This is a genomic window from Nostoc sp. 2RC, assembly GCF_014222165.1.
Classification (GTDB): domain Bacteria; phylum Cyanobacteriota; class Cyanobacteriia; order Cyanobacteriales; family Nostocaceae; genus Nostoc; species Nostoc linckia.
The window spans coordinates 1-23795 of record NZ_JACKZU010000090.1; the positions used below are offsets into that span (position 1 = coordinate 1).

At 38.2% G+C, this 23795-nt stretch carries 12 protein-coding genes; 6 read left to right on the forward strand and 6 right to left on the reverse strand.

Annotated features, from left to right (window positions below; all coding sequences use genetic code 11):
- The first annotated feature begins 161 nt into the window (after nt 1-161).
- The 4 genes from GNE10_RS12820 to GNE10_RS12835 all read left to right on the forward strand — a co-directional run bounded on the left by GNE10_RS12820 (nt 162) and on the right by GNE10_RS12835 (nt 4236).
- Nucleotides 162-716: a hypothetical protein gene (locus GNE10_RS12820; protein WP_185565506.1), complete on the forward strand. Its 555-nt coding sequence runs from the start codon at nt 162-164 to the stop codon at nt 714-716.
- Between the two features lie 15 nt (nt 717-731).
- Nucleotides 732-1322 (forward strand): DUF1822 family protein, encoded by a 591-nt coding sequence (locus GNE10_RS12825; RefSeq protein WP_185565507.1) that lies wholly within the window; start codon nt 732-734, stop codon nt 1320-1322.
- Between the two features lie 9 nt (nt 1323-1331).
- The gene (locus tag GNE10_RS12830) at nt 1332-3635 is read left to right on the forward strand and encodes a CHAT domain-containing protein (protein ID WP_185565508.1); all 2304 of its coding nucleotides are present in this window, start codon (nt 1332-1334) and stop codon (nt 3633-3635) included.
- Between the two features lie 154 nt (nt 3636-3789).
- Complete coding sequence (locus tag GNE10_RS12835) at nt 3790-4236, forward strand: CPBP family intramembrane glutamic endopeptidase (RefSeq protein ID WP_221642831.1); 447 nt, start codon at nt 3790-3792, stop codon at nt 4234-4236.
- Between the two features lie 229 nt (nt 4237-4465).
- On the opposite strand, the gene GNE10_RS12840 is transcribed toward GNE10_RS12835, so the two are convergent.
- Nucleotides 4466-5608, reverse strand: coding sequence for an AAA family ATPase (locus tag GNE10_RS12840; protein ID WP_185565510.1), 1143 nt, complete (start codon nt 5606-5608; stop codon nt 4466-4468).
- Between the two features lie 171 nt (nt 5609-5779).
- Complete coding sequence (locus GNE10_RS12845; RefSeq protein WP_185565511.1) at nt 5780-6565, reverse strand: RNA ligase family protein; 786 nt, start codon at nt 6563-6565, stop codon at nt 5780-5782.
- A 392-nt stretch (nt 6566-6957) separates the two neighbouring features.
- Here GNE10_RS12845 and purH point away from each other — a divergent pair, with 392 nt between their 5' ends.
- Entirely contained in the window at nt 6958-8502 is a 1545-nt protein-coding gene (purH, locus tag GNE10_RS12850) for a bifunctional phosphoribosylaminoimidazolecarboxamide formyltransferase/IMP cyclohydrolase (protein ID WP_185565512.1), read from the forward strand.
- Nucleotides 8503-9035: 533 nt separating this feature from the next.
- On the opposite strand, the gene GNE10_RS12855 is transcribed toward purH, so the two are convergent.
- Both GNE10_RS12855 and GNE10_RS12860 read right to left on the reverse strand, forming a co-directional pair.
- Complete coding sequence (locus GNE10_RS12855) at nt 9036-10469, reverse strand: AAA-like domain-containing protein (RefSeq protein WP_185565513.1); 1434 nt, start codon at nt 10467-10469, stop codon at nt 9036-9038.
- Between the two features lie 935 nt (nt 10470-11404).
- Nucleotides 11405-11800 carry a hypothetical protein gene (locus tag GNE10_RS12860; protein WP_099072456.1) on the reverse strand — a complete coding sequence of 132 codons (396 nt, stop codon included), beginning with the start codon at nt 11798-11800 and terminating at the stop codon, nt 11405-11407.
- A gap of 914 nt (nt 11801-12714) precedes the next feature.
- Between GNE10_RS12860 and GNE10_RS12865 the strand changes: the two genes are divergently transcribed.
- Nucleotides 12715-15483, forward strand: coding sequence for a zinc-dependent metalloprotease (locus tag GNE10_RS12865; protein ID WP_185565514.1), 2769 nt, complete (start codon nt 12715-12717; stop codon nt 15481-15483).
- An 18-nt stretch (nt 15484-15501) separates the two neighbouring features.
- Here GNE10_RS12865 and GNE10_RS12870 read toward each other — a convergent pair whose 3' ends face one another.
- Together GNE10_RS12870 and GNE10_RS12875 are read right to left on the reverse strand one after the other, a co-directional pair.
- The gene (locus GNE10_RS12870; RefSeq protein WP_185565515.1) at nt 15502-17421 is read right to left on the reverse strand and encodes an ATP-binding protein; all 1920 of its coding nucleotides are present in this window, start codon (nt 17419-17421) and stop codon (nt 15502-15504) included.
- A 147-nt stretch (nt 17422-17568) separates the two neighbouring features.
- Complete coding sequence (locus GNE10_RS12875; protein ID WP_185565516.1) at nt 17569-23496, reverse strand: AAA family ATPase; 5928 nt, start codon at nt 23494-23496, stop codon at nt 17569-17571.
- Nucleotides 23497-23795: the final 299 nt, after the last annotated feature.

Here is a 23795-nt window from a genome sequence, read left to right on the forward strand (position 1 = left end):
GTTATGGCTGTTGTAATTCAACGACTTCCGCCACATACTCTTCTTGGGCTAAAGCCAAAGTTTGATTTTCAAGTTAGAAGGGAACTCAAACCCTTGATTTGTGCTTGAGAAATAAACAGTTATATCAACGGTTATACTAAAAAGTAAAATTTAATACGAGTATGTGTCACCCAAATAAAGACGAAAGTCTTTGTCCAGAGTGTTTAGAAGCTCAAAAAAAGTCTGGAATAGATGTGAAACGCTTGTTATTGCAGCTAGCAAAGTTCAAGCATGAGTATTATCCACAAAGTCATGAACTATCTGACAAAGAAATTAAATACTTATGTCTTTCGCTTTCTCGCTATAGCAAAGGGGAGATTGCATTTTATTTTTACAAACATAAAATTCCAACTATTCAAGAACTAGCAGGTTGTGAAGATATAGAACGGTGGATAAAAAACTTAAATGCTGAAATGTCTAATCGGATACACAAATATATTAAGCGATTAATGAATTTGATAAATGAGAATCAACGTCTGCCATCTTGGAAAAATATAATTATGTTTTTAGATAAAAATGGATATGGGATAAATAAAAGTAGTACACCAGAAATAGAATTATTACGGTTGTTACCTGAAGGTGAAATAAGTGTAGACCAACTTTATCAGCTTATGAAAAAAAACGTAGGGATTACCGTAAAAATTATTCTTAGTATTGAACATGAAGAAAATATTTAACCGATAAAAATTATTATGAATAAACGTAAAACTTTTATCATCCAAGGACATCAAGACGAACTCGAAAGAATTGTGGCTCTTTTTGAGTCTGGAGAATTGAATAACTTACTAGGCATCAAAATTTTAGATGTAGGGATGATTTCTGCTGAAAGAGTGAAAGCTGAACAAGCAATGTCTCTTGCTTCTCAATCCTTAATCGAGTCTGTAAATACAGAATTAGATTTATACAGGGTTTGGTTGGATAGTCTTTGGCAAAAGGGATTACAACCAGCCGTAAGAAGTAGTCAATCTATTACAGGTATTAAGCTAATTCAATTTCAGGATAATTCTGTAGAACTTCTAATCACAATAAGTTCATTAAGTCCAACAGAAATACAAATATTTTTACAAGTTCGTCCACCCGCAGGTAAAGGCTATTTACCTGTAGGATTAAAAGCTAGCATATTTGATGAATTTGGCGAAATTATTCTAGAAAAATCTGCTGATAATCACAGTAACATACTTGATATTACTTATGGTCAAAGATTTACTTGTGAACTGAACGATAGTTTTACTGTAGGACTAACTTTAGGAAATGAAACTGTTAAAGAAGATTTTCCAGGGTAGCTGTTTGTCATGGTCAAAAGAATATATCTTAAGTTTGGATATAGTGTTCAAATAGAAAGTATATCTATAGGAGCTTTTCCCGTTACGTTGACAGTTTATGATGATGCGGGACTTTTGGAAGAACTGGGTACTGGTTCTTATCTATCTCTCCTACCTAAAAATCTCAGAGATTCATTTCGTCAATGGCAAAAATATGTTGCTCTTAATCCTTATAATTCTTCTGTTAGGCGGATAAAATTAGAACCTATAAATCCCAGTAATCATCCAGCGATTAATCATAGCAATATTAACTTTGAGCAAATAGCCAATAATTTCAAAACTAACCTCAATCAATGGCTAACTGAAGATGGATGGCTCAATGAGGATGGAAATAAAGATACTAAAATTCAGAGGATTTTAGAAAGTTACTATGCAGACAAAGAAGAGATACAGATTTTTATTCAAACTGAAAATAGAGAATTAAGAGGGCTACCTTGGCAAGAGTGGGATGTACTCCAAAAATTCTTTATTAATCACTCTAATACAGAAGTATCGATTAGCGCAACTAACTTCAAGCGTCCAGAGCAAAAACAAACTATTTTGTTAGATGCACGAGTGAGAATTCTTGCTGTTTTTGGAGATGAAAAACTCGGTTTAGATGAAGAAAAAAATACTTTAATTGCCAGTTTAGAAAAATATGGTGGACTAATTGAATTTTTACACCAACCAAATCGGGAAATTCTAGAACAAGCATTGCAAGAACCGAAAGGTTGGCATATATTTTTCTTTGCAGGCCATAGTGGAAGTGATGAGAACGGTAAAATTGGCTGGATTGAAATTAATCCTGCGGAAAGAATTTCTATCGACAGTCTAACAACTCAACTCGAAAAGCTGATTCGAGATAAGTTACAGCTTGCTATCTTTAATTCGTGTGATGGTTTGGGTTTAGCAAATCAGCTAACTTCCCTGTCTTTACCTTACTGTATCGTCATGCGCGAACCTGTGGAATCTTTGTTTGCTCGTAGACTATTGAGACATTTACTCACCGCTTTTGTTAAAGGTAAATCGCTGTTTGCTTCCATGCGTATAGCGCGCGAGTCTCTGCGTCAAGAGTTTGACGAAGACGGTAAACATCCTGGGAAAAGTTGGCTACCTGTAATTGTAGCCAATCCTGAAGCGCGATCGCTGACATGGGATGGGATGTTTACTGAGCGTAGATTGGATAGAAAATGGGAATTGCTGATTTTTGCTATCTTGCTAATAGCAGTTATCGGACTACCACTCAGTATCTTGGCAGAGTTTGGAAATTTCAATACTTTAAAACTTTATGCTCAACTTTATTCACACCTTGTGATTTATCCATCTCTATTTTTGTGGATATCACTATACGCATTATACAGAGCAATATGCTTAATTCGGCAAAAAGCAAAGATATTTTGGGGTATTACAGCCATAGTATTTGTGTTTACCAGTATTTCGCTAGCTTTGGATTTAAATACTGATCCTACTTTGTTACTTGAGTTAAAGTCGAATGCAACAGCAGTGGTAAATTCACAGGATTTAGCTGAATATTTTCTAGAGGATAAACTATTCAAACCCGATCTAAAAACCATCCCAAAAGATTTATTTGATAGCTCTCAAATAATTGATTTACGAGGTAATATTACGCTAAAAAAACAACAGATCGAAGAATCTGTACAACAATTCATTAATATTAAGCCACAGCATAAACAAAATCAAAACTACCAAGCCTATAATAGTTTTATAAAAATTGCTTTGAAGTATAGAATCTGGAATAAACAATTATCTGTCAGTCGTTGGTTTTATGCCTTCAGTTACTTCATTATCTTTTTTTGTGGAGCAGAATTATTTGCTTTACTTATTCAAAATTTACTCGATCCTACATCAGTATTTAAGAAGCATAAGTATATTATTTATCTAATTATCTGCGATACAGGGCTACTGCTATGGTTTCCCTTCTATTCTTACTATACACACAAAATTAAACGATTACTGTTTGATATAAATACAGAATTAAATAATCTTGCAGGATTAGTATATTTATTCATTTTTTCTCTACTGATTATTACACTCATTGTGACTATGACCCAGCTTCAATCACCAAAATACCGCTATATTTTAAGCTTTATTGTGATTGCTGTGGTCGTTCTAAGTAATTTAATGAGGATTTGGGGTGGGGTGTCTGTTATAGATCAGATGTTTGGAATTAACAGTAATAATACTTTTATCACTTGGCTTGGAGCAATTACTTTTTTTATGTTTCTCTCTGTTTTAATTATTTACTTAATCGATCATCAAGTGAGGGAAATATAAAATGGCGGTGCTAGGGTATGAAAAAATTAAAGTTATATCAATTATTATAACGTTGTATATCTTGCCGATTGTCTTGATGCTTGTTGGTTTAATTCCGTTTTCTTTTCGGTTTATCTTACTGGTAATTGTGACAATAGTAGTAATATTATCTACTATGATAAACAAGATAAAATTAGAAGAATTAGGTTTTACTCATAAAAATTTATTATTTGCGATCAAGAATGTTTTACCTGCAACCATTGGATTAGCAATATTAATTCTCCTCCATTACCTCCTCAAAGGAACACGAATTGACAATTCTCTGCATTGGTACTTTTATTTATTCTTAATCTTTGTGTCTGCACCTACTCAAGAATTTCTATATAGAAGTTATCTATTTCATCTTTTATCAAGAGTTGGTTTTTCTCAATATTTTTTGGTTATTTCTGCTATTTTATATAGCTTTGTACATGCAATTTACTGGGACTTACTAACCTTATTGTTTACCTTAAGTATCGGTTTTATTTGGGGATATCACTACCAACACTTCAAAAATATATATAGCGTTATCTTCAGTCATAGCCTACTGGGAGTAGTAGCGATCGCTACTGGATTGTTGTGATTCTTATACAAAATAAATTTGTGTCGATTCAACTTTAATTTTGCAGCTTTACTTAATAGCGATCGCACTTGTTTTTTACGATATCTCAAAATAGCAATCGCACATTTATCTCCTGGTTAGCAATTGGTTGAATGTATGACATACTTCTCTTCATACTAGTGATTTGGTGCGATCGCTACGATAATAATCAAGTCAGATTTTTTAATCACTTAACCAACTAACAAAAAAGTTAAAATTCTTCCACTACCCAATCTACTGTATGTGCTTCGGTAATATTAGGGACTTCTAGGCGCGTTTTCAAGCGAGAAAGTACTTTTTCTGGCAGTTTGGCGGTGCGATGGGTGTTTCTTCTCAGCAGTTCTTTCCAAGGTGCTTCCAAATATACAATGCGAATGCTGGCTTGATAAGTGGCAAAGAAACGAACTAGCATCCCCCGCAGTTGGCGGCTGATGTTAGTCGCATTCCAAACAAAAGATTGTCCATCTCGCATATATTCTTTAGCCATTGCTTTGGCTGCATTTACCACTGCACCTTGATTTTCTTCTGGGTCGATCCCCATTGAATTCCGCAGTTTATCTAAAGAAATTATCTGCCAGTTAGGAAGATTTTGTTTAATCCAAGTATCTTTTCCCGCACCTGGTAATCCTGACATTATCACCACCTGAAAGCGCGTATCGTCATAAGCTGCATAATCTGGGTTACCATCTTCTTTTTGAAAATAAACAAACCGACTGTGTGCTGATGGAAATACTCGCGGCTGTTCAAAACAGTGATTTTCTTGGCAAAATTCCCGAAAAAATTCGATTTTCTCGAATAAGTTTCCTCGGTCATTGCAGTAACGTCCCTTAACGTCTGCTTCTGCCAACAAACTCAGCAAATCGCAACGAATAATTTGACTTGTTTTAATGACTGCGCGTTCTGGGTTGGGTTTGTCCCAAAACCACAAGGGTAAGCTGCCGTATTTTACCAAAGCCACAATCGCTTCCCGTTGATGGAAGGGTACATACAAATCCCAGAGAATCTCCCGTGCCATTTTTGCACCTTGGAGTACATGACCTTTTGAGGTAATGCAACCATCTGCTTCTATTTGTGTAGCAGCAGGTTTGGCAACATCGTGCAGCAAAGCCGCAGCAAACAACACAGAACGTTCTTCAGTTGGTAATGCCCGCCATTGGGGTAATGCCACTAATGCCTCGCATACTAATTTGGTATGGATGAGAACATTACCTTCAGCATGGTAGCGCGGATCTTGGGGACAATCAGCAAGCGATCGCAACCAATCAAATTCTGCTTCCAATGCTGGCCAATCTATCGACCAATCGCTTTCACAGGGACAATAAGGAAAAGACCAAGATTGCAACACAGTATTCATATTCCTAATAGAAAGAATTCAGGAGTCAGGAGTCAGAATTCAGGAGTCAGAATTCAGGAGTCAGAATTCAGAAGTCAGAATTCAGAATTGAATGGGACTTAGGCAAAAACTCAAGGATAAAGTTTTTGGGAATGGGGTATGGGGAAGATGTTTGTTACCAATGCTCCAAAGTTATCCGAATAAATCAGCACCAACACATAGCTGATTTGGTATAATTGGACGATTGAGCCAATGTCCATCTGATTGCAGAATGGTTGTTAAAAAGCTCGAACGCACATATTTATAGCGGTGAGTAACGATATCTCCCGCCTCAACTTTGATGTATAAACCTTCCATCAAAGAACTTTGATCAGTTTGTTTGAGGGAACGCCCAATATCAAGCCCCAGTTCTTGGCAAATTTGCTCAAAACGTTGCAAGTGTCCGGGAGTTTGATAGTGCGACTCACCCACCAACTTAATCAGCTGTTTGTAAGATTGGAGTTCACCAGCAAACAATACGGGTACTGAAACCACAGGTAAGCCAGCAAGTAACTCCTGACGGTTCTTAGTGCTGAGAAATACTTGATTGTCTAAATCCAGAACATCGTACTCTAGAAAGTAGTGCGGTAAAGCATCGTAAAACACTGTGTGTTTGGCATACAGCCATTCTCCAAACAGAATAAAACGACTTCCCAAAACTTCCCAAAATTTTGCTGCGTGAGTGTGCGCCCACTGTTTAAACAAATTAAAGTGTTTTTCTCGCGCCCCACCAGTTAAATAGTGTCCCCGGCTTTGCAGTCGAATTTGCCCATCATCTGTAAAGCTAATAGCTGCATTTGCGCCGTCAACTTTTTCTTCAACTACTACATATTGATTTTTGATAGCACTAAAAGGAATGCTATTGAGGTCTTCATCCCCAACTTGCAACCGCGACCCTTCAATGTGATGGGTACGCGGATATTTATAAATTTGTTCCATGATTTTATCTTGGTGACTGCAATCAAATAATTTCGTAGCGGATTTTCACGAATAAGTAGGTATCCTAGAAGCTGTTATCTCAGGATTATTATTATTCGCCATTGACTAAATTTGATTGACACCAGAGACTACATATACTTTTACCAGAGTATTATTTCTATAATACATAGACTCCACAGTTTCAGGTAGCATTTCCGGAAACAAGCATTTATGAAAAATTGTCACTAAAAAGCATTCCTTCCCCGACGCGGTCAACTCTCAACAGTCAACCATCAACGTGAAATCCCACCTTGAGATGATTTGAAATTTCCTGCTAATGGTCTTGAAGTGAGCCAAGGGTTATGCAAAACTTGAGATCCTTCGCTCCCAGCATACTCTTAAGGAATTGAGACATGGCGCGTCTAGCACTGCTGAGTGTATCTAATAAAACTAACTTAATTGACCTAGCCCGTAGTTTGGTGGAAGAATTCGACTTTGATTTAATCAGCAGTGGGGGAACAGCCCAGGCACTCAAAGATGCTGGACTCCCAGTTACTAAGGTTGCTGATTATACAGGTTCGCCAGAAATTTTAGGCGGTCGAGTTAAAACGCTGCATCCCCGAATTCACGGCGGAATTTTGGCACGGCGGGATGTTCCCCAAGATATTACAGATTTAGAAAATAACCAAATTCGCCCAATCGATTTAGTAGTGGTAAATCTTTATCCTTTTGAGGAAACGATCGCTAAACCAGGGGTAACATTAGCTGAAGCTGTTGAACAGATTGATATCGGTGGCCCGGCAATGTTGCGGGCATCATCGAAAAATTTTGCCCATCTAACTGTATTATGCGACCCGGCACAATATAACGAGTATTTAGAGGAATTGCGGCAAAATAACGGCGAAGCATCATTAGAATTTCGCCAAAAGGCAGCTTTAAAAGGATTTTTACATACTGCTAGCTACGACCAAGCGATAGCGCAAGCGCTGACTTGTCAGTTCGCATCTTATCTCGCAGGCACACAAAACTACAATCTTAGCGGCACACAATTACAATCTCTGCGTTACGGCGAAAACCCCCACCAACCAGCCGCTTGGTATCAAACTGGTGCGACGCCAACGGGATGGGCAGCCGCGACTAAACTCCAAGGCAAAGAACTCAGTTACAATAACTTAGTTGATTTAGAAGCCGCACGCCGCATTATTGCCGAATTCACTGATACCCCAGCAGCAACGATTATTAAACATACAAATCCCTGTGGTACGGCGCTGGGAAGCAGTATTTCAGAAGCCTATGAAAAAGCTTTCAATGCTGATTCTACCTCTGCCTTTGGTGGAATTGTGGCACTCAACCGCCCCATAGATGCGGCTACAGCCAGCGAATTAACTAAAACATTTTTAGAATGCGTGGTTGCACCAGGTTGTGAAGCGGATGCCCAAGAAATTTTAGGCAAGAAATCTAACGTGCGAGTTTTGATTTTACCAGATTTGAGCAGTGGGCCTAAAGAAACAGTCAAAGCGATCGCGGGTGGTTTTCTCGTCCAAACTAGCGATGACATCATTGCTGATACCAGCCAATGGCAAGTGGTCACAGAACGCCAACCCACTAACGATGAATTAGCAGAATTGCTGTTTGCTTGGAAGGTTTGCAAACATGTGAAATCTAATGCCATCGTTGTCACAAGCGATCGCACTACACTAGGAGTAGGTGCTGGTCAAATGAACCGCGTCGGCTCAGTGAAAATTGCCCTAGAACAAGCCGGTGAAAAAGCCAAAGGCGCAACTCTGGCCAGCGATGGATTTTTCCCCTTCGATGATTCCGTGAAAACAGCCGCCGCCGCCGGAATTACAGCCATTGTTCAACCAGGCGGAAGTTTGCGCGATAAAGATTCCATCAAAGCCGCTAACGACTTGGGTTTACTCATGGTCTTAACTGGTGTACGTCACTTTTTACACTAACTTCTTCACACTAATTGAGTGCAGTTTTAAAACTGTCACTCAAAATACTTGCTCTTTTATGGAAGCAATGATATGTTTTAGTTGTGTGTGAGGAGCAAGTTAAAAATAAAAAGCGTTTGGGGTGGAAACACGGCAACACTCCCAGACGCTTTTTAATTTGTATATAAAAAAATTCCACTTTGTTATAAAACTTTAATAAATTGTTATTCAACATACTTGCCTTTTCATAAAAGTGGTGATATTCTTTAGTTGTGTGTGAGGAGCAAGTTAAAAATAAAAAGCGTTTGGGGTGGAAACACGGCAACACTCCCAGGCGCTTTTTAATTTTTGTCTAGAAATTAGATTGTGGTGCAGTTTTGAAAGTGTCACTTACTACACCTGCGTTTTGATTGCGCCAGTGATATCTTTTAGTTGTGTGTGAGGAGCAAGTTAAAAATAAAAAGCGTCTGGGGTGGAAACACGGCAACACTCCCGGACGCTTTTTTAGTATAAAAATTGGCCTAAATACTTCCTATTAAGGACTAAAGTCCTTACTACAAACCTTTAATTATTTGCAAAGTGGATAGTTGCTTTTCAAAGTAAGTGCGGTAGAGTTCGCAGTGCGGTACAATGCGATCGCCTTGGTAACGGATCAACCCCAAGCTTTCGAGCTTATGAGTATCAATGGGATTGAGAGAAATGTTTTCCTTTTTGGTCACTACTCTGGCGTATGCTTTGGCTAAATGAGGTTTTTCTTGAAGTATTGACCAGTGTCGCCATAAATGGTATCGGTAAATCCCACCATTAGCGATGGCCTCTTCTATGAGATGTTCTAAGGTGATTGCTTGGCAGCACAGATAATACAAACCAATTCTAACTAGTGCTGGATGTCCCCCCACCAGCGACATCAGTCGCCTAACCTCCCGATCGCTAGACCAATTTAACCCATGTCTTTGGGCTAAATATTTGACTTGTTCTTTAGTAAATTCATTTAGACGAATAGGCAGCCCTATATTTAATGGCGAGTGGTTAATATTTTGCCATACATAGACTTCAGTGGAATAAACTACCACTAGCCTCAATTTTTGCAAGTTGCTATCTTGTCTTGCAGCTTCATACCAAGAACGGAAACAAGCAAATAAATGCTGAGCAACTTCAGGATGTTCAAAAAAGCTATCAACGTCATTTAATACAAAAACTACAGGGTTTTCAACCTGCTGGAGCAAATACTTTTTTAGGTATAAAAGATAACTAAATTGACATCCGATTTCTTCATTCCAGTTATCATCTAACTTCGGGTCAATACCTAATTCTGTTGCAACTCGCCAGCAAAGACAACGCAAAAGCTTGTTTAAATCTGTCAGATAGCTGGTATCGATTTGGTTACAGTTCAAGTTCACTGTGTGATAACCTTGCATCTGTGCAAAAGCCAACAACCGCAGCACTAAAGAGCTTTTACCCATCTCTCTCGGCGCTCGAATCCAAATCGCAGAGCTTGGTTGAGTGACTTCTCGATAAACTAGCTCCTCAATGGGGGGACGTTCAACGTAAAAAGGCGAATCTAGAGCTACAGGGCCATCTGGATACGACCAAAGATTTTCCAATTGTTCGGAGTCTTGATTCACAAATAACTCTGTGTATGAAGGCTGCGAAGAATTTACTTCTTCTGTATCCCCGCTCAACGAGAGACTTTGATGAGTTTGAGTATTATTCGGTTCGCTCAAGATTGTATAGTCTGTGCTGCGTAATTGTAGATTAAAGGCACTAAAGCATAATTTTAGGGTTTTTTGATCTACGCCTGTATTCAAAGACCATAGTCGGCTGAGAGTTTTCGTAGAAACATTCATCCGCACCCGTAATTGTTCTAGAGTAAAGCGATCGCCTTTGTTTTGTTTCTTTTCTACAGCTAAAATCGCCCCTTGTAAGCGCTGCAATCCAGCAGGAGTTAGCACAAGTCCCCGCTTTCGCGTGCCCTTAAATTGTTTCATATCGCTATCTATGAATCTACTTTTTTATTAACTGTCTTCGTATTTCTTTATTGTTCCATGTTTTAAAATGGTTATTCAACTGTTATTTGAATGTTATTCAATACTTAATTTTTAGTAAAAAAAAGTACCTAAATTTTAACTAACGTTACTAAGTAAGTGAGTACAAAAAAACATAGCTATCAATTAGCTTTACAGTAATCTGCGATTCTTATACTACTTGTTTTCTACTGAAGCGGCCGGGTTATTTGGAAAAATAAATCTGAAAATATCCCTTATCTAATCCCGAAAAATAAAGCTCAAAGGGTCTATAATTTGAGAAAAATATTTTCTTTTTTCAAGTAAAAAATCAATATAATACTTAAAGTTATATGTAATATATTTTCATTGCATGAGTACGAGTAACTCGGATATTAAGTGATAATTATTTTTAATATAGTATATTTTATTACAATTCTACTAACATAATATACTTTATATAAATAAAATTATTTATGTTTATCTTGATAAGATATTATCTAAATTTATTTAACTAACTTATTTGGTATTAATCTAAATTTTGAAATACAGATAAATACAACAAAATTCAAAAAAGCGATGGCAGATTTGACTTTCTAACTACTTACGTAGTAGTATACTCAGTGCCAAAATTTATGTTTTAAATGTAACAAATCTAGGGAAACAGTATTACTGTTACCCTAGCAATGTCTTGTATTCCATCGAACTCAAAAACTGTAGATATAGGAATCCAATTTGATTTTTGAAAAAATCTAAGTATGTGTATGGTGTATTGTCGCCAAACGGCGCATCAAAAGTCATGAATCATACATTATGGCTGACGCCTAACCCTACGTGTATTTCTCCAAATCAAATATGAGTCCTATATGGTAGTTGGTACTAACTTTATTGCCTGCTATGCAGCAGTTTTTAGATAGAATTTAGCGTTGAACTTGGTTGGAGAGATCTCTACCAGTCTGTGCTGCACTATCCCGGACATCGCGAGCAGTTTCTTTTGCACCCTCTACATAACCAGAGCCAAATTGTTTAAAGGCTTCTCCTGATTGTTTTCCAATTCTTTGAAGCCGTTCGCCAGGAGAGCCTTCGGTTTCACGAGCTTCTCTATTCCACTGGCCTGTTGTTTTCGGTCTTTGAGCGTCATCTTGCTCTAGCTGTTGACGAACTCTCTGGCCTAAGTCTTGGTTACTGTACCCAGAAGTAATATTCGTCGTCAGCACTAGAAAACCAACTAAGACAACAGCTAAAAAACGTTTTACCTGAAGTCCTTGAAGCAAAGAACTGATATGAACAATGGCGTTAGAAATCAAATTTGTCATGAGAATTAAGTTGCTTTTTTCAGTACAGATAAAGACTAACGATAAAAAATCAATTATCCTTCTAACAAAAGGCATATCTCATTGCTTATGAAAAATCTCAGCTTTTTAAATCCTGGGGAAGAGGCGATTTTTGAAATTCAATGAAGGAAACAGAGAAGAGTAGAGAATTAAGCAAAAAATCTGATTTTGAAAAATCCTAGTTTTCCAAAAATTAAATCGACACAGCTATACCAATGCTATGGAAATAATATTTGAGTTTTGAAAATATCTACCTGTTTGGTAAATGTAAAGTAGGCATTATACCTCTTGCAAAAAGCACTTTTGCAAGAGATGGAAAAAGGGGAAAGGTTAAAGGGAAAAGGGAAAACACAAAACCTTTCCTCCTTTACCCTTAAGGTTTTACCGACTTATGCAAGAAGTCTATTGATGACTGTTTGAATTTTAGATCTTAACAAAAGATTTCTGTGCAAATTTGTAGAAAAGACTCTGAAAGCTTGCTAAGTCAAGAATCTACCACAAATGAAAGTTTGATGTGAGGACACAATAACCACCATAACCTAACAATGGGTGAAATTAGCAATATTGTTGGGAAATACGCCACTTTATCAAGTTACACCACATTTCCATAACTCAGACTTTAAATTTCTTACTGTGGTAAATGTAGCATCCAATACAATTTTAGTGCTACATTTGGCTTTAAATACAAGATATAGTCTTAAAAAACATGTGTCTTTAGATATAGAAATTATTTATCTTCAGACATAGATAACTCGTGTGTAAATAATTTCTTCTCAAAACACATAATTACTGAAGAGTTACTAATAGTAATCAAAAGTCACATTAGTTTTAGGCTATTTGCACATTTAGTCTACATTTTCTCAACACGATAACTGTTTCAGCCGGAAAGCCAAAGGATGAAATACTGGGTCGCAAAATTAGCAATCTTTTTAGTTTTACTGTGCAACTTGTTACTAGTAACGGATTACGCAGCAGCAAACCAACTTAAAAATATTGATTTGCAGTCATTTAATACACTCCCAGTCATTGAAAATTTAGCAAGTGCTGACAATAATTTTGGCAACAGTAGTAAAGAAGATTTTTTACGATTTATTCAAATAGCTAAAACTTCAGAAAAACTAGAGGGACTCTTCACAATTTATAGTAATAGTGAATTAGATAAAATTTACTTAGAAATTCAACCAGAGCAGTTAAATAAAAACTATTTAGCCACAGTAACATTAGAATCAGGTATTGGTGAAAAGGGTATTTATAGTGGATTACCACTGGCGGATTTTCTATTTTATTTCCAAAGAATCAACAACAAATTACATTTTGTCATTAGGAATGTAAAATTCCGTACAGAAAGTAAATCGGAACAGCGATCGCTTGCTCGTTCCTTTAGTGATTCAATTCTTTATTCCCTACCAATAGATGGTATTCATCCCTTTAGTAAAAATATTATCATTGACCTGGATAACCTGTTAATGCAGGACTTTCCAGGATTAACTCCTCTATTAAAATACTCGTTGCAAGCTGATTATTACTTAGAGCCAAGCAAGTCTTATTTTGGTGATGTTAACAGCTTCCCCGAAAACATAGAGATTGATTCTATTTATGGTTTTTCTTCACGAGAAGGAGCAGATTTAGTCAGTGTACCCGATAGCAGGGCGCTCACTCTCAAGGTACACTACAGTTTTTCCCAACTCAGAGAAAACAACGATTATATTCCTAGACTTGCCGATGACAGAGTAGGATATTTTATTACAGCCTTTCAAAATTTTTCTAACAATCACTCTCAAGAAGAATTTGTCCGTTACATTAATCGTTGGCATTTAGAACCATCCGACCCCAATGCTGCTTTATCTCCACCCAAAAAACCAATTGTCTTTTGGATTGAAAACGCTGTACCACTAGAGTATCGGGATGCAATCAAAGAAGGCGTATTGATGTGGAATAAAGCATTTGAAAAAGCTGGATTCCAAAATGCCATTGAAGTCAAACAAATGCCAGATGATGCTGATTGGCAACCAGCAGATGTACGCTATAACACTATTCGCTGGTTCAATTCTCTAGACGGAGGTTTTGCTAGAGGGCCGACTCGCGTCAACCCACTCACCGGCGAAATATTGGATGCAGATATTATTGTGGACGCTAATATGGTGCGGTCAATTCGCCAAACATATCACACCTACGTGGAGTCAAACAATAAAAAATTAAATTCCCCATGCATTGGTGAAGATTTACCAGAGAAAAGTAGGGAGTGGGGAAAAAAGTTGATTGGTGGCGGTTTACAGTGGGACACTGCTAACTCTCAAGTGTTGAATTCACAACAGAATTCTGATGTCTGCTATGGTATGGGGGCTGTAAATCAAGCAACTATGGGGGCGTTGACCTTGTCCATTTTGCAAAACACCACACCGAGTAGTGCAGCTATGGAAGAATATGTGCATCAATATTTGCGTTCTTTGATTGCTCATGAAGTCGGGCATACCCTTGGTTTGCGCCATAACTTTCACGGTAGCGCCATGTTAGCGCCTGAAGAATTAAATAACACAGAAATCACTCACACTAAAGGTTTAGTTGGTTCGGTGATGGACTATTTACCCGTGAATGTAGCACCGCAGGGAGTAGAACAAGGTGACTACTTTCCGGAAATTGTGGGGCCCTATGACGAATGGGCCATAGAGTATGGTTACAAAATCAATGCATTGGCAAAAATTGAACCAATGATTCCAGAAATGGAAAAAACTTTTTTGGAAAACATTGCCTTGGCTTCACCACAACCAGAATTATCTTACGCAACAGATGAAGATATTTCAGATATTAATCCCTTAGCAAATGTTTGGGATATGAGTAATGATGTGCTGGTTTATTCCCAGTGGCAAATGGATAACGCCCGCGTGATGTTGCAGCGCCTAGAAAAGGGTTATCTATCACCAGGAGAAAGTTACAGTAACCTGCGTATTTTATTCGATAGAATACTTGGATATTATTTTAGTAATGCGAAATTACTCTCTCAATACATTGCTGGGCAATCTTTTCGGCGTCTCCATGCTGGTGATGATACATCCTGGGCATTTGTACCAGTTTCATTATTAAAGCAACGTCAAGCGTTGACTAAATTACAAGAATATGTTTTTGGTGAAAATGCTTTTAATTTTTCAGGAGAATTATTGAATCAATTAGCGCCATCGCGTTGGCAACATTGGGGTAGTTTTGCGCCGAATTATCGCCTTGATTATCCGATTCACCATCGCATTTTGAGTTTTCAAACTGCGATATTGCGATCGCTATTAGATGGCCATCGCTTAAATCGTTTACAAGATATAGAATTAAAAACCCAGCCTGGGGAAGCACTATCGATTCCAGAATTATTTCACACCCTACAAACAACCATCTGGACAGAAGTTTTAAACCCTGGAGAATTCAAGCCAATTTCTAGTATCCGGCGTTCATTACAACAAGAGTATCTAAATATTTTGCTAGGGATGATGTTGCATACTATTGATGCCCCTGAAGATGGTCGGACACTGGCGTGGTATGAATTGCGACAATTGCAAACAGCCATAGATATCAGACTCAAACAACTAGGTGAAAACATCGATATTTACACCTTAGCCCACTTACAAGCTTCTGGCGATCGCATCAATAAAGCATTGAAGTCATTAGTCATTAGTCATTGATCGATTTTAGTTGAAAAATTACTTTTTACTTATTAAAGGAATACGGATAGTAAATTCTGTTTCACGTCCCAGAGTAGAATTAACTTGAATGCTTCCTGCATGTTTTTCGACAACAATTTCATAGGCGATGGCCATTCCTAATCCGATTCCTTTACCCACTGGTTTAGTAGTAAACATGTGGTCAAATACTCGTCGCTTGACTTCATCACACATGCCAATGCCATTATCGTAAATCTGAACAATGGCGTCCTGAGTTAATTTATCAAGTTGGGTTTGAATCCTAATATGATTGGGGTTAGTTTTCACAGTTTGTAATTGACGTTCTTCGCTGGCTGCTTCTAGCGCGTCTATGGCATTGACTAAAACATTCATAAACACTTGATTCAGTTGTCCGGCATAACATTCTATTTGGGGTAAATCGCCGTATTTCCTAATAATTTCAATTTCTGAGCGTTCGGGTGTGGCTGTCAGGCGATGATTGAGAATCATTAGGGTGTTGTCTAATCCTTCATGGATATCTACCATTTTCATGTCTGCTTCATCAAGGCGGGAGAAGTTACGCAGAGACAGCACAATTTGACGAATGCGCCTGGTTCCCACTTGCATTGATGTCATTAGCTTGGGTAAATCTTCTGCCAGAAACTCAATATCAAGGTCTTGTGTTAGTTCGCTAATTTCTGGTGTCGGGTTTGGATAAGTTTGTTCGTAAAGCTTTAGCAAATCGAGGATACCTTTAGTGTATTCACTGGCATGGTTGAGATTAGCATGAATAAAATTCACAGGATTATTGATTTCATGTGCCACCCCAGCAACCAGTTGTCCCAAACCAGACATTTTTTCGGTGTGGATGAGTTGGGCTTGGGTATTTTGCAGTTCTCTGAGGGTGTTGCTGAGTTGCTGCGCCTGCTGGCTAGAAATTAAGGCACGTTGGCGAATCTCTTCATATAATTGCAACTGTCGCCATGCACTGATTAAACCAACTATTAGCAATCCTCCCAAAACCGTAGCCAAGATATTCAACGCTTGCAATGGCGATTCAATATTTTCTTGTGGCACAATCAAAGCGATCGACCAATTTGCTTCTCTCAAGGGAGTGTAAGCAACATAGTTCCATTTACCATCTAGTTGAGCTAATTCAATATTTGTACGTCTCGACACCATTCGTTGAGTAATTTCAACTAATCGAGGATTGGCGGAATTTAGGAAACTCTTGGCGGCTTTTTCAGGTGTGCCAATTAGTCGCGTATCGGGATGGGCGATGGGAACTCCTTGGGAATTGAGCGCAAAGGCATAGCTACCCTTGCCTTGATGTAAATTGTTGACTACTTCAATAACTCGGTTAATGGGAATTCCTCCCATTAATACACCTGCTGTTTTTGTACCTGTTTTGTCAGGAATCGGAGAACTAATTTGAATTTGTAATTGATTGGTTGTGCGTCCAATAATTGGATCGGCTGCTACCGTTTCACCTGTAATACTCCGTTGGAAAAATTCTCGGTCTCGAACATCGAGAACATCTCCTTGAGTATTTCTTAATGTGCCATCTGGTTTCACGGAGGCCATGAGCAAAAAGGTTTGTAGCCGCTTTAACTCAGATTGTAAATAAGGTTCCATCAATGACCAATCTAGCGATCGCACCACAATGGAATTTGCCAAAGTCTTAATTTCTGTCTTACGAATGGCTAACCAATTATCAATATCTTCCTCGCCTTTTTCTGTTTTTAATAATGCTTGCTGCTTTAAGCTGTCTAATAATAATCCTTTAACAAAATTGTAACTAGTAATAGCAGTGATACTAATACTAATGGACAGAATCGCCACAAGTAATAATAACAGTAAATTTCGCGATCGCCATTTCAATGAAAAGTAATTTTTCTCATTCTTGATATACTTTTTGAGGTTGATTTTCAACCAGCTTTTGCATAATTTAAGTATCATACTTGGTTGTCTCCAAGTTAAAAATAAATTGTTCTAGTTCAGGTTGTTGATCGTTCACAGTCAACAGTCAACAGTTAACAGTCTTATGGGTGAATATTTTTTTACTTGGAAGTCCCAAAACACCAAATACCAATGATTTTTTACTTTTTAAGTTTGTTGAGTAGAAATTTGAATAACAAATTCTGTCCCTCGTCCAAGTTCAGAAGTGCAGGAGAGCGAACCACCATGTCCTTCTACGATAATTTGACGGGCAATAGCTAATCCCAAGCCTGTACCTTTACCTACAGGTTTAGTAGTAAAAAGATGGTCGAAAACTTTTTGTTGAACTTCCGGTGACATCCCCACACCATTGTCAGCAATCTTAATTAAAACCCGCTCCCCTGAATCTGCTACACGTGTTTGTATAGTAATACAATTGGGATTAGCTAAAATTTCTTCTAAAGTCCGTCCGGCGTTATATTCTTCCAGTGCATCAATGGCATTTGCTAACAAATTCATAAACACTTGATTGAGTTGTCCGGCAAAACATTCCACCAAAGGTAATTGACCGTAATCTTTGACTATTTCAATTCCTGGACGGTTTTCGTTAGCTTTTAAACGATGTCTGAGAATCAAAATTGTGCTATCAATACCTTCATGAACGTCAAAGGGAACTTTATAATCTTGATCGGCTCTAGAGAAGGTTCTCAGACTATTGCTGATACTGCGGATACGGCTAACACCCAATTTCATCGAGTCCAGTAATTTCGGCAAATCTTCGCGTAAATAATTTAAATCCATCGCATGAATTTCGTCTTCAATTTCTGAACCGGGTAGGGGAAATTTTTCTTGGTAAAGATTAATTAGCCCAAATAACTCTTTAACATAATCTTTAGCTGGTTCAATGTTACCGGCAATAAAGCCAATAGGATTGTTTATTTCATGAGCAACACCCGCTACTAAATTTCCCAAGGCGGACATTTTTTCATTTTGAACTAATTGCAATTGCATTGTTTGGAGTTCTTGCAATGCTTGTTCTAATTGTTGCTTTTGCTGTTGTAACAATTTTTCTGCTTCCTCACGTTCGGTGATATCTTCACTAGTAGCAAGGATGCCAAAAACATTTCCCTCTTTATCTCGTAGGGGAATTTTATTTGTATTCGACCAGCTTTGTTTACCATCTGCTCGCTGCCATGTTTCAATAATGTTCAGTTCTGCTTGTCCAGATTCCATAATGCGGCGATCGCATTTTACATACCAATCCGAGTCTTCATCAGGCCAGGGAAGTTCATAGTCGTTTTTACCAACAATATCTTCTGGCGATTTTACACCGGCCGCCTCAGCAAAACTACGGTTACAACCCAAATAAACGCTATTGCGGTCTTTCCAAAAAACTGACTGGGGAACGTTGTCAATAATTAACCGCAAAAATTCTTCGGTTCGCCCAAGATTTTTTAAGGTATCTTGTGCTTGTTGATACAAACGGGCGTTTTCCAGAGAGATGGCAAGTTGAGTGCATAATAGATTCAGAATTTCTACGCGATCGTTCGTAAATGCCCCAGTAGTTAAATTATTCTCTAGGTACAAAATCCCCAATAATTTGCCTTGGTGGAGAATTGGCATACACAACAAACTTTTAGGTTGCTGCCGGATGATATAGGGATCGGCAATTAACGTGGAATACATTGCTGTATCAATAATGACACTAGGCTGGAGATTCCGTTTAACAGCATAAATTAGGCTGCAAGGAACGTCATTGCTATCTTCAATTGGGATCGATTGCAGGACAGTTGATTGCTGCCCAACTTCAGCAGTTCCTTCAACGAGTAATGTCTCTTCTTTGACGAGTAGCAACACACATTTCTGTGCCCCTGCATTTTCAATCACCACAGAAAGCAGTTTACTAAGTAATTTCTCTAGCTCAATTTCCCTAGAAAGTGTTTGAGAGGCTTTGATAACTGTTGTCATATCTAGCATCAATGCTCCATTGCTACTAGAAGTTAGGGATTTGCCGAGGGTAGAATGCCATGTAGCAAAGTGATTATTACTAATGGTGTCGTTGGATGTAACCGGCAATGGCGTTTGTCGTAAAATCGGTGCTAGAAGTCGGGGATAGCGTTGTTCTAAGTCATCGATTTTTGCTTTAGCATCCCAACGAGCATAACAATAGTAGGCATTAATCAAATACTCTTGGGCAATGCGTTCTTTACCCCATTCCAGATAAAACTTGGCTGCGAGTTCATTAGCAAGTGCTTCTTCGTTGAGATATTCGTTTTTCTTCGCTTTGGCAATGGCGCGATCGTATAATTCGATGGCGTTCATATACTTGCCAGAAATTCTCGCCATTTCCGCAGATAACAATAGATATCTATGCAAAAAGTTTTTCGGGCAATTATTCGCCCAATTTTTCTGCATTTGTTGATGTTGTTGCATAATTTCCCAATACTGTTTTTTCTCATTAGATGTTGCATTGGGATAAACGGCTGCCAAGGTCAGTGGATAATAGAAATGATATTGAATAATTGGAAAAAACCCAGAGTTACTAGGTAGAGTTGTTTCAGCTTCTTTTGCCGCTTGAATCCCATCTTTATATCGACCATAAAGATAAGATAATTGGATTTTGAGAAAACAATACCAGTTAATTCCATGCTCAAAGTTACGCTTTTGTTGCCAAATTTTGATGTAAGGAATATCTACTTCATGGTCGCGATCCCAGAAATCAGTATTTTCCAACATGCCTTGTAAATTTAAGAGAAACTGCCGTTGTAAAGTAAATGCATACAGCATATTCACATCATTTACTTGTTGTACGTAGCCCAAATATTTCTCAGTTTCAGTATAGATATCTGAGAGGCGATCGCCTTTAATTAACATCGCCCAAATGTAAAATGAAACTGCCCAAACGCCAAACACCAAATTTCCAGTTTCTTGAGACACTTGAAATGATTGTCCAGAAATGGGTAAGTTAGTTTTTAAATGTTGATGATAGGGGTTAATTGTATGGGCAAAAATATTATTTGTTTTGGGAATAAATTGGCTACTATTGAAGTGGCGATCGAGTTTTAGTGCTAATTTACCAAATTCATAAGCAGTTTGATAGTTTCCTTGGTTCGCTAAACTCATGCCATACAAACAATAAGCAAAACCAGAACTTTCGGCATTGCCATAACTCAAGGATAGACTAATCATTAATAGGGGAATCAAAGCAGACAGATTTTGATGTCCTCCCATATAAGCTGCTGCCCAAAGGTCAGCTAAAAGACTCATACAAACTTTTTTTACTGGATCTGTCATCTCAGGCAAATCAAATAAATCTACCGGACGAATCGCTAAGAGTTTAGCTTTTAATTCTTTAATTTCAGCATCAATAGCTACTTGCTGTTCTTGTGCAGTTACGGGAAGATTCATCCCCATGATGCTCAAACCTTTAAGTCCACAAGCAAAGCCAGCTTCTATATTTTCACCCTGAGTCATTTTCAGGTACATCTGAATACCGTAAATCTCTGCTTGATGAAATTTATCTTGACTGCGGTTTAAAGCCACATCAAAGAGTTTCTCTGTTTTTTCAAAATTGCCAATTAAATATTCGCATTCCCCGGCTTCTCTATATAATTGAAAGGTGAGTTGTTGGTGAGTTTGCCAACTATCTTCTGTTAGTAATTCTCTGCCTAATGTGAAATATTTTACAGCTGCCTTATAAGCAGTGGAAGCTTTTGCTTTCTTGCCAGCAATTAAATTTAGTTCAGCGAGTTGGCATCTTTGAAATTGTTCATCAATGATATCAATTCCTTCATTGAATTGATTGACGATATCAAAAATATTGGCTTCAATTGCTTCAGAGGATGTACTTTTTAAAAGTAATTGTCCAATTTTTAAATGAGTAGCTTGCTTTTGAGATTCAGGAATCAGTGAATAAGCTGCTTGTTGGACGCGATCGTGAAGAAATTTGTAAGAACAGGAGTGAGGATAATCATAATTGGAAAATTGGGAATTTGCAATTTCAAATTCTGAGTCTTCTTGATAAAACTTGTAAACTTCATTGATGGGAATAATTAAGCCATCTTGCACGGCTTTCCAAAAATCTGCGGCTGTTTCTATCTGGGATTTTTCATGGACAATTGCCAATGTAGCCAAATCAAATTGGTTACCGATACAAGCTGCTAATTTCAAAACTTCTTGAGTTTGTTTTGGTAACTTTTGGAGTTGCATTGCCATGAATTCTACAACATCATCAGTAAGAGAAAGCGATCGCACTTTTGCGAGGTCGCATTCCCAATAGCCGCCCCCAAAATTAAATGTAATGAATCGTTCTTGATGTAGCGCTTTGAGAAATTGGGTGCAGAAGAAAGGATTGCCTTTGGTTTTGCTCAATACCAAGTCTGCTAACGGTGCTGCCAATTCCAGAGAACAACTCAATGTATCTGCAACCAAATGATTGACAGACATTTCATCTAAAGGAGCTAAAGTAATTGTATTGACTCTAGCGCCTAACTTTTGAATTTCATCTAAAGTTAGTAGTAATGGATGCGCTGGATGAACTTCGTTATCGCGGTAAGCACCAATTAATAGTAGATAGCCCATTTCAGCTTCACTCATTAACAAGTGCATCAACTTTAAAGAGGCAGAATCCGCCCATTGTAAATCATCAATGAACATCACCAAGGGATGTTCTGGTGCAGCGAATACTTGAGTGAATTTCAAGAACAGCAAATTGAAGCGATTTTGGGCTGCACTTGCTGAAAGTTCCGGCGCAGGAGGCTGTTTACCAATCAGGCTTTCCAGTTCTGGAATCACCTCAATCATCACTTGTCCATTTTCACCCAAGGCTTTGAGAAGCTTGGACTTCCACTGTTCGAGTTGAGTGTCACTTTCACTCAGCAGTTGTGTCATCAAGTCTCGAAAAGCTTGTACAAAAGCAGAGAAAGGGATATTGCGCTGGAATTGGTCAAATTTACCTTTAATAAAATAACCCCGTTGGCGGACAATTGGCTTGTGGACTTCATTAACCACAGCTGTTTTGCCAATTCCAGAGAAGCCTGCAACTAACATAATTTCAGTGCTTCCCTGACTGACTCTCTCAAATGCATCGAGTAAAGTTTCAACTTCAGCTTGCCGACCGTAGAGTTTTTCAGGGATGATAAAGCGATCGCATATGTCCCGTTTACCTAATTCAAATCTCTCAATCTGTCCAATTTCTTGCAGTTGACGCTGACAAACTTCTAAATCATATTTCAGTCCTAATGCACTCTGATAGCGTTCCTCAGCATTCTTCGCCATCAATTTCATCACAATGTCACACAGAACTAAAGGAACAGGTTCTTGATTTTTGATTTTTGAGTCGCACCTTTGGTGCGCTAGAAGCGCAACTTGAATTTTGAATTGATCTGGCTGCTTGGCGATGTGACAATGAACCAACTCCATTGCATCGCTAGATTGAAAAGGTACCTCTCCAGTCAGTAATTCATAAAATGTAATTCCTAGCGAGTAGTAATCGCTGCGGTGGTCAATAGCGCGATTCATCCGTCCAGTTTGTTCGGGAGAAAGATAGACGAGAGTTCCTTCTAAGACATTAGGATTTTGAATTTCCTGGGTTTCTCTGGGCAAAAGCGAGGCAATGCTAAAATCTATTAACTTAACTTGCTTGGTTTGCGGATTGATGAGAATGTTGGCTGGCTTAATATCTTTGTGGATTACCCGATGGCGATAAAGTCCGTCGAGAATTTCACTCAAAGCAATGGCAATCTCTAAAAACTCCTCCAAGAAATTTGCATTACTCTCCATTGCTGCTTTCATCCATTTCCTCAGAGAAATACCGCCGAAATCCTCCATTACCAAAGCATAGCTGTTGCCATAGGGTTCTAAACTGTAGGGACGAACAACACCTGGAAGGTCGAGATTTTTCGCAATAGTATACTGATTGCGAAACTGAAGGAGTTCGCTGAAGGTAGGATACTCCTGATGAAGCAGTTTGATAATTACCGGAAGTCGATCGTCTTGTCGAATTGCGCGGTAAACCAGCGTTCTAAAGCTCGTATAAAGTTGTTCGGTAATTTGATAGTTTAGAAGCTGAACTATATCCTTAACTGCTGTATCCATACTCGCTCAACTCTTGTGAAATCAGCTATTTATTTCCAGTAGTTTGCCCAAATATCAGGTTTGGCTAACTCAGTTTGATTTTGAGCGTAGGCGTATTGGTCTATCGCATTAATTTTAAGGGTTAAAAAAACGAACCACAAAGGACGCAAAGAACGCAAAGAAAGAAAAATCAAGAATGAGTTTAACCCTCGTAACTAATGCGATGAACCACTAGTAGTTCACTCACCAATGCAAAAATACTAGGTGACGGCTCTTTAAAGGGTAAGGGATTTAAAACCTTTCCCCTTCCCCCCTTCCCC